The 7,191-nt window shown below is 64.1% G+C and carries 8 protein-coding genes; all 8 read right to left on the bottom strand.

The annotated features are described in order from the left end of the window. Positions 1-102: 102 nt before the first annotated feature. Positions 103-402: a 50S ribosomal protein L23 gene (rplW, locus tag Q1V87_RS06815; RefSeq protein ID WP_300591419.1), complete on the bottom strand. Its 300-nt coding sequence runs from the start codon at positions 400-402 to the stop codon at positions 103-105. Next, on the bottom strand, positions 399-1,061 hold the full coding sequence (gene rplD, locus Q1V87_RS06810; protein WP_300591418.1) for a 50S ribosomal protein L4: 663 nt from the start codon (positions 1,059-1,061) through the stop codon (positions 399-401). The genes rplW and rplD overlap by 4 nt, the downstream gene beginning before the upstream one ends. Before the next feature lie 2 nt (positions 1,062-1,063). After that, the gene (gene rplC / locus Q1V87_RS06805; RefSeq protein ID WP_292709644.1) at positions 1,064-1,723 is read right to left on the bottom strand and encodes a 50S ribosomal protein L3; all 660 of its coding nucleotides are present in this window, start codon (positions 1,721-1,723) and stop codon (positions 1,064-1,066) included. An 8-nt stretch (positions 1,724-1,731) separates the two neighbouring features. Then, positions 1,732-2,040 (bottom strand): 30S ribosomal protein S10, encoded by a 309-nt coding sequence (gene rpsJ, locus Q1V87_RS06800; RefSeq protein ID WP_013584016.1) that lies wholly within the window; start codon positions 2,038-2,040, stop codon positions 1,732-1,734. A 454-nt stretch (positions 2,041-2,494) separates the two neighbouring features. Further along, positions 2,495-3,040, bottom strand: coding sequence for an LPXTG cell wall anchor domain-containing protein (locus tag Q1V87_RS06795; RefSeq protein ID WP_300591417.1), 546 nt, complete (start codon positions 3,038-3,040; stop codon positions 2,495-2,497). A gap of 294 nt (positions 3,041-3,334) precedes the next feature. Then, positions 3,335-4,528, bottom strand: a complete 1,194-nt coding sequence (gene tuf / locus Q1V87_RS06790; RefSeq protein WP_292709640.1) for an elongation factor Tu — start codon at positions 4,526-4,528, stop codon at positions 3,335-3,337. Between the two features lie 161 nt (positions 4,529-4,689). Next, positions 4,690-6,804: an elongation factor G gene (gene fusA / locus Q1V87_RS06785; protein WP_292709638.1), complete on the bottom strand. Its 2,115-nt coding sequence runs from the start codon at positions 6,802-6,804 to the stop codon at positions 4,690-4,692. A gap of 83 nt (positions 6,805-6,887) precedes the next feature. Then, on the bottom strand, positions 6,888-7,191 hold a 304-nt coding region (rpsG, locus tag Q1V87_RS06780; protein ID WP_300591416.1), incomplete at its 5' end, for a 30S ribosomal protein S7.

Below are 7,191 nucleotides of genomic sequence, written 5' to 3'. Positions count from 1 at the left end.
TCGGGTGATCTCAGCGAAGTCCGCCACCGACGAGCCGCGGCGACCGGGGGTCGTGGGCTTGTACTTGCGAATTGCCATGTCTCTAGTCCTCTATTCCGACTGTCAGCCGACGGCCGTGAAGATGTCGATGGAGCCCGACTTCAGCGTGACGATGGCGCGCTTGGTGTCCTTGCGCTTGCCCATGCCGAAACGGGTGCGACGGGCCTTGCCGACGCGGTTGATCGTGTTGACCGAGGCCACCTTGACGCCGAAGATCTTCTCGATCGCGAGCTTGATCTCGGTCTTGGTCGCACGCGGGTCCACGAGGAACGTGTACTTGCCCTCGTCGATGAGCGAGTAGCTCTTCTCGGAGACGACCGGCTTCAGGATGACGTCGCGCGGGTCCTTGTTGACAGTGGTCATGCGGAGACCTCCTGGGTGGAGACGGTCTTCGACGCGACGAACGCGTCATAGGCAGCCTTGGTGAAGACGATGTCGTCCGAGACGAGGACGTCGTAGGCGTTGAGCTGGTCGACGTAGAGCACGTGCACGTACGCGAGGTTGCGAACGCTCAGGATGCTCGTCTCGTCGTCGCGCGTGACGACCACGAGGACGTTCTTCGCCGGGGCGAGGTTGCCGAGGACGGCAACAGCAGCCTTCGTGGACGGAGCACCCTCGATACCGAACGAGTCGACGATGTGCAGACGCTCGCCACGAGCGCGGTCACTCAGCGCACCGAGGAGCGCGGCAGCGATCATCTTCTTGGGCGTGCGCTGTCCGTAGTCGCGGGGCTTGGGCCCGTGGACGATGCCACCACCGGTCATGTGGGGCGCGCGGATCGAACCCTGACGGGCGTTACCGGTGCCCTTCTGCTTGAACGGCTTGCGGCCGGCACCCGAGACCTCACCGCGACGCTTGGTCGAGTGAGTACCCTGGCGAGCCGCGGCGCGCTGCGCCACGACGACCTGGTGGATGAGCGGAATGTTCGTCTTGACGTCGAACAGGGCGGCGGGCAGCTCAACCGAGCCGGCCTTCTTGCCGTCAGCCTTGTGGACGTCGAGCGCGAGAGTCGAGTCAGCCATGATCAGGCACCCTTCACTGCGTTGCGGACGTAGACGATGCGACCACGCGCACCGGGGACGGCGCCCTTGACGAGCAGCAGACCCTTCTCGGCGTCGACCGCGTGGACGGTGAGGTTCAGCACGGTGACGCGCTCGCCGCCCATCCGACCTGCCATCCGCATGCCCTTGAACACGCGGCTGGGGGTCGAGGAGGCGCCGATCGAACCGGGCTTGCGGTGGTTGCGGTGCGCACCGTGCGAGGCCGAAACGCCCTTGAAGTTGTGGCGCTTCATGACACCCGCGGTGCCCTTACCCTTGCTGGTGCCGACGACGTCGACCAGCTGACCCGCCTCGAACACGCCGTCGACGGTGAGCTCCTGACCGAGTGAGTAGTCAGCTGCATCCGCCGTGCGCACCTCGGTGAGGTGGCGGCGAGGGGTGACGCCCGCGGCCTCGAAGTGGGCCGAGAGGGGCTTGTTCACCTTGCGGGGGTCGATCTGGCCGTACGCGATCTGAACGGCGTTGTAGCCGTCCTTCTCGGGGGTGCGGACCTGGGTGACCACGTTGGGGGCCACTTCGATCACGGTGACGGGAACGAGCTTGCCGTTCTCGTCCCAAACCTGGGTCATGCCGAGCTTGGTGCCCAGCAGTCCCTTCGAAATCTTTGAGTTGATGTCAGCCATGTCGAACCTCAGAGCTTGATCTCGATGTTGACGTCGGCCGGCAGGTCAAGGCGCATCAGCGAGTCGACGGCCTTGGGCGTCGGGTCGATGATGTCGATCAGACGCTTGTGGGTGCGCATCTCGAAGTGCTCGCGGCTGTCCTTGTACTTGTGGGGCGACCGGATGACGCACACGACGTTCTTTTCGGTCGGAAGCGGCACGGGTCCAACGACCGTCGCGCCCGCTCGGGTCACGGTGTCGACGATCTTGCGCGCCGAGCTGTCAAGCCCCGCGTGGTCGTACGACTTCAGGCGAATGCGGATCTTCTGTCCCGCCATTGTCTGCTCACTCTCTTTCTCGCGTCTTACCTCTGGACCCCGATCGGTTCGGGGCACGGGCATTGGACGCACCGTGGCGCTTGCGCGCCGTGGCACTTCACTCCGCTGCATGGGTATGCATGTCGCGGATGCTGCACCGCTGTTCTGATGTCAACCCGGACGCTCGCGCATCCGGTCCCGCACGACACGCACGCGTGTCACCCTGGCAAGCAGGGATGCTGTGTGGGAAACGTGTTCTGCTGCCCGCGGCCTAGACTCTGCGCTTTCGCGCGTTCTATGCACTGCCCTGGCAGTGATCCAGGCGCACAACAGTGCGCACCGGAATGTGGAACCTCAGTAGTCTACGTGCATCCCGGGCGTGTCGCAAACTCACGCCGGGATTGATCCGCTACGCCGCCGCATGACGAAGGCCCCCGCCGAAGCGGGGGCCTTCGTTGAGGTTGTACGGTCGCGCTCAGGCGTCCTGGCGTTCGCGGCGCGCCGCGAAGACCGTGACGAGCACACCGCCGAGCAGCAGCACGCCGCCACCGATCCAGACCCCGAGCATCGAGGTCGCATCGAAACCGGTGTTGGGCAGCCCGCCGCCACCGGCGGACGACCCGACAGCAAACTGTGTGGTCTGGTTGGTGTATCCCGGTGCTGTTGCCCTCACCCTGTAGGTGCCGCTCGCGTTGGAGGGCAGCACGATGGCCGCCGAGTTGGCGACACCCGAGGCATTGGCCGAATACGGCCCAAAGACCGGCGAGGTGGACGACACGAACTTCACCATGGCCAGCGTGATACCGGCACCGTTCTCGCCGGTGACGGTGAAGCTCACCTGAGTGCCGGGGTCATATCCGCCGGCGGTGAGTGTGATGGAGCCGCCGGGTGTGAAGGTTCCGGTGGCGGTGATTCCGGCGGTGGGACCGGAGGGCGTGTATGCGGAGGCAGCGGCGGGCGCAGCGATGATAGCTGCAACCGCGATGGCTACCGCCGCTATCTTGGTACGTAGGCTCTTCATAGTGTCTCCCCGACGTAGAAAAAAGTCTGTTGTGTGTATGCCGACGAGCGGCGTGGGGGGCGTTTTGCGCGGAGGTCAGCGCTGCCTGGAACAGCCCTCGTCCTCCGCGAGTTGCTCCCAGGCTACCCACAGTTTCGTGAATACCACAATCGGGGCTGCGAAACGGGACGCAATGTTCACCGATTCGAAACAAAGACCTCACTCGACGCACTGCCGCTGAAACGGGGGGGTTTCCAGCACGACGGAGGGGCCGCCCGCGTGACGCGGACGACCCCTCTCGACAGGTGCCGAAGACTACTTCAGGATCTTCGTGACCGTGCCGGCGCCGACGGTGCGGCCACCCTCACGGATCGCGAAGCCGAGACCCTCTTCCATGGCAATCGGCTGGATCAGCTCGACCGTCATGTCGGTGGTGTCACCGGGCATGACCATCTCAGTGCCCTCGGGGAGGGTGATGACGCCGGTCACGTCGGTGGTGCGGAAGTAGAACTGCGGGCGGTAGTTCGTGAAGAACGGGTTGTGACGGCCACCCTCGTCCTTGGACAGGATGTACGCGGTGCCCTCGAAGTTGGTGTGAGGGGTAACCGAACCGGGCTTGACGACGACCTGACCGCGCTCGACGTCTTCGCGCTTGGTGCCACGAAGAAGCAGACCACAGTTCTCACCGGCCCATGCCTCGTCGAGCTGCTTGTGGAACATCTCGATACCGGTGACCGTGGTCTTCTGCGTCGGGCGGATGCCGACAATCTCGACCTCGGAGTTGATCGCGAGCGTGCCACGCTCGGCGCGACCGGTGACGACGGTGCCACGACCGGTGATCGTGAAGACATCCTCGATGGGCATGAGGAACGGCTTGTCCTTGTCACGCACCGGGTCGGGGATCGACTCGTCAACAGCGTTCATGAGCTCGACGATGGACTCGGTCCACTTCTCGTCGCCTTCGAGAGCCTTCAGGCCCGAAACGCGAACGACGGGGGCGTTGTCGCCATCGAAGTCCTGGCTCGAGAGCAGCTCGCGAACCTCGAGCTCGACGAGCTCCAGGATCTCCTCGTCGTCGACCATGTCAGCCTTGTTCAGCGCGACCAGCAGGTAGGGAACACCAACCTGCTTGGCGAGCAGAACGTGCTCACGGGTCTGAGCCATCGGGCCGTCGGTGGCGGCAACCACGAGGATCGCGCCGTCCATCTGGGCAGCACCGGTGATCATGTTCTTGATGTAGTCGGCGTGACCCGGGGCGTCAACGTGTGCGTAGTGACGCTTGGGGGTCTCGTACTCAACGTGCGAGATGTTGATCGTGATACCGCGCTGACGCTCCTCGGGAGCCGAGTCGATCGACGCGAAGTCACGCTGCACGTTGGTGGCCGACGGGTACTTGTCGGCGAGCACCTTCGAGATCGCCGCGGTGAGCGTCGTCTTGCCGTGGTCAACGTGACCGATCGTTCCGATGTTCACGTGCGGCTTGGTCCGCTCGAACTTGGCCTTAGCCACTGGGTCCTCCTCAGGACGGTCATGTAGAAGCTCCGGGCGCTGGATTGCGACCGGCACTCTACGGGGATGTCTCTCAGTCTAGGCGAGAGGGTGTGTGTGTTTCTGGTGTGAAGTTGTAACCCTGAAGAACCGGATGCCGCGGGTGCGGCACCCGTGAGCGATCACTCGCCCTTGTTCTTCTGGACGATCTCGTCGGCGACGGCCCTGGGGACCTCCGCGTAGCTGTCGAACTCCATCGAGTAGACCGCACGGCCCGAGGTCTTCGAGCGCAGGTCACCGATGTAGCCGAACATCTCGGACAGGGGAACGAGGGCCCGGACGACCTTGACGCCGGCGGCATCCTCCATCGACTGGATCTGGCCGCGACGCGAGTTCAGGTCACCGATGACGTCCCCCATGTACTCCTCGGGAGTACGCACCTCGACCGCCATGAGCGGCTCGAGGATGACGGGGTTCGCCTTGCGGACGGCCTCCTTGAAGCCCATCGAACCGGCGATCTTGAACGCCATTTCGGACGAGTCGACGTCGTGCGACGCGCCGTCCATGAGGATCGCCTTGATGCCGACCATGGGGTAGCCCGCGAGGACACCGACGTTCATCGCGTCCTGGAAGCCCTGGTTGGTCGGCTCGATGTACTCGCGCGGGATGCGGCCACCGGTGACCTTGTTCTCGAACTCGTAGATCTTCTCGGCCGTGACCTCGAGGGGCTCGAGCGCGAACTGGATCTTCGCGAACTGGCCGGATCCACCGGTCTGCTTCTTGTGCGTGTAGTCGTGGCGCTCGACGGCCTTGCGGATCGTCTCGCGGTACGCCACCTGGGGCTTGCCGACATTGGCCTCGACCTTGAACTCGCGCTTCATGCGGTCCACGAGGATGTCGAGGTGCAGCTCGCCCATGCCCTTGATGACGGTCTGGCCGGTCTCGGAGTTCTGCTCGACGCGGAACGTCGGGTCCTCTTCGGCAAGCTTCTGGATCGCCAGACCCAGCTTCTCCTGGTCAGCCTTCGTCTTGGGCTCGATCGCGACCTCGATGACCGGCTCCGGGAAGGTCATCGACTCGAGGACGACCTGCTTGTCGGCATCCGAGAGGGTGTCACCCGTGGTGGTGTCCTTGAGGCCGATGACGGCGTAGATGTGCCCCGCGGTGACCGAGTCGACCGGGTTCTCTTTGTTGGCGTGCATCTGGAAGATCTTGCCGATGCGCTCCTTCTTGCCCTTGGTCGCGTTGACCACCTGCGCACCGGAGTCGAGGTGACCCGAGTACACGCGGATGTAGGTGAGGCGACCGAAGAAGGGGTGCGAGACGATCTTGAAGGCGAGCGCGGCGAACGGCTCGGCAGCGTCGGCGTGACGCTCGATGATCTTCTCTTCGTCCTTGGGGTCGTGAGCCTCGATCGAGGGAACGTCCAGCGGCGAGGGCAGGTAGTCCACAACAGCGTCAAGCATGGGCTGCACGCCGCGGTTCTTGAATGCCGAGCCGCACAGCACGGGGTAGATCTCCGAGGCGATCGTGAGCTTGCGGATGGCGCCCTTGATCTCGGCCACCGTGAGCTCTTCGCCACCGAAGTACTTCTCCAGCAGCGCCTCGTCGCTTTCAGCGACAGTTTCGAGGAGCTTCTCGCGGTACTCGGCGGCCTTGTCAGCGAGGTCGGCAGGGATCTCCTGGATCTCGTACTTGGCGCCCATGGTCACGTCACCCTTGGCGTCGCCGGGCCACACGAGGGCGCGGTTTTCAACCAGGTCGATGACGCCGACGAAGTCGTTTTCGACACCGATCGGCAGCTGGATGACGAGGGGCTTTGCCTTCAGACGGTTGATGATCGTGTCGACGGTGAAGTAGAAGTCAGCACCGAGCTTGTCCATCTTGTTGACGAAGCAGATGCGCGGCACGTCGTACTTGTCGGCCTGACGCCACACGGTCTCGGACTGGGGCTCCACGCCCTCCTTGCCATCGAAGACAGCAACGGCGCCATCGAGCACGCGCAACGAACGCTCCACCTCGACGGTGAAGTCCACGTGGCCGGGGGTGTCGATGATGTTGATCTGGTTCTTGTCCCAGAAGCACGTCACGGCCGCAGAGGTGATCGTGATGCCACGCTCCTGCTCCTGCTCCATCCAGTCGGTGGTCGCAGCGCCGTCGTGGGTTTCGCCGATCTTGTGGTTGACACCCGTGTAGAAGAGGATGCGCTCGGTCGTCGTCGTCTTGCCGGCGTCGATGTGAGCCATGATGCCGATGTTGCGGACCTTGTTCAGGTCGGTGAGCACTTCTTGTGCCACGGGGTGTCCTTACGTGTGGTGAGGGATGTCGCGGACTTTGCCGTTCCCGCAGGTTCGTGGCCTGCGGGAACGGCAAAGGGGTGTTACCAGCGGTAGTGGGCGAATGCGCGGTTCGACTCGGCCATCTTGTGGGTGTCTTCGCGGCGCTTGACCGCGGCACCGAGGCCGTTCGAGGCATCCAGGATTTCGTTCTGCAGGCGCTCGGTCATCGTCTTCTCACGACGACCCTTCGCGTAGCTGACGAGCCAGCGCAGCGCGAGGGTGTTCGCGCGGTGCGGCTTGACCTCGACGGGAACCTGGTAGGTGGAACCACCGACGCGGCGGCTCTTGACCTCAAGAGTCGGGCGCACGTTGTCGAGCGCCTTCTTGAGGGTGGCGACAGCATCC

The organism is Microbacterium sp., from assembly GCF_030149085.1.
In the GTDB taxonomy this organism is placed as follows: domain Bacteria; phylum Actinomycetota; class Actinomycetes; order Actinomycetales; family Microbacteriaceae; genus Microbacterium.
This window is presented reverse-complemented; position numbering and strand designations above follow the sequence as displayed.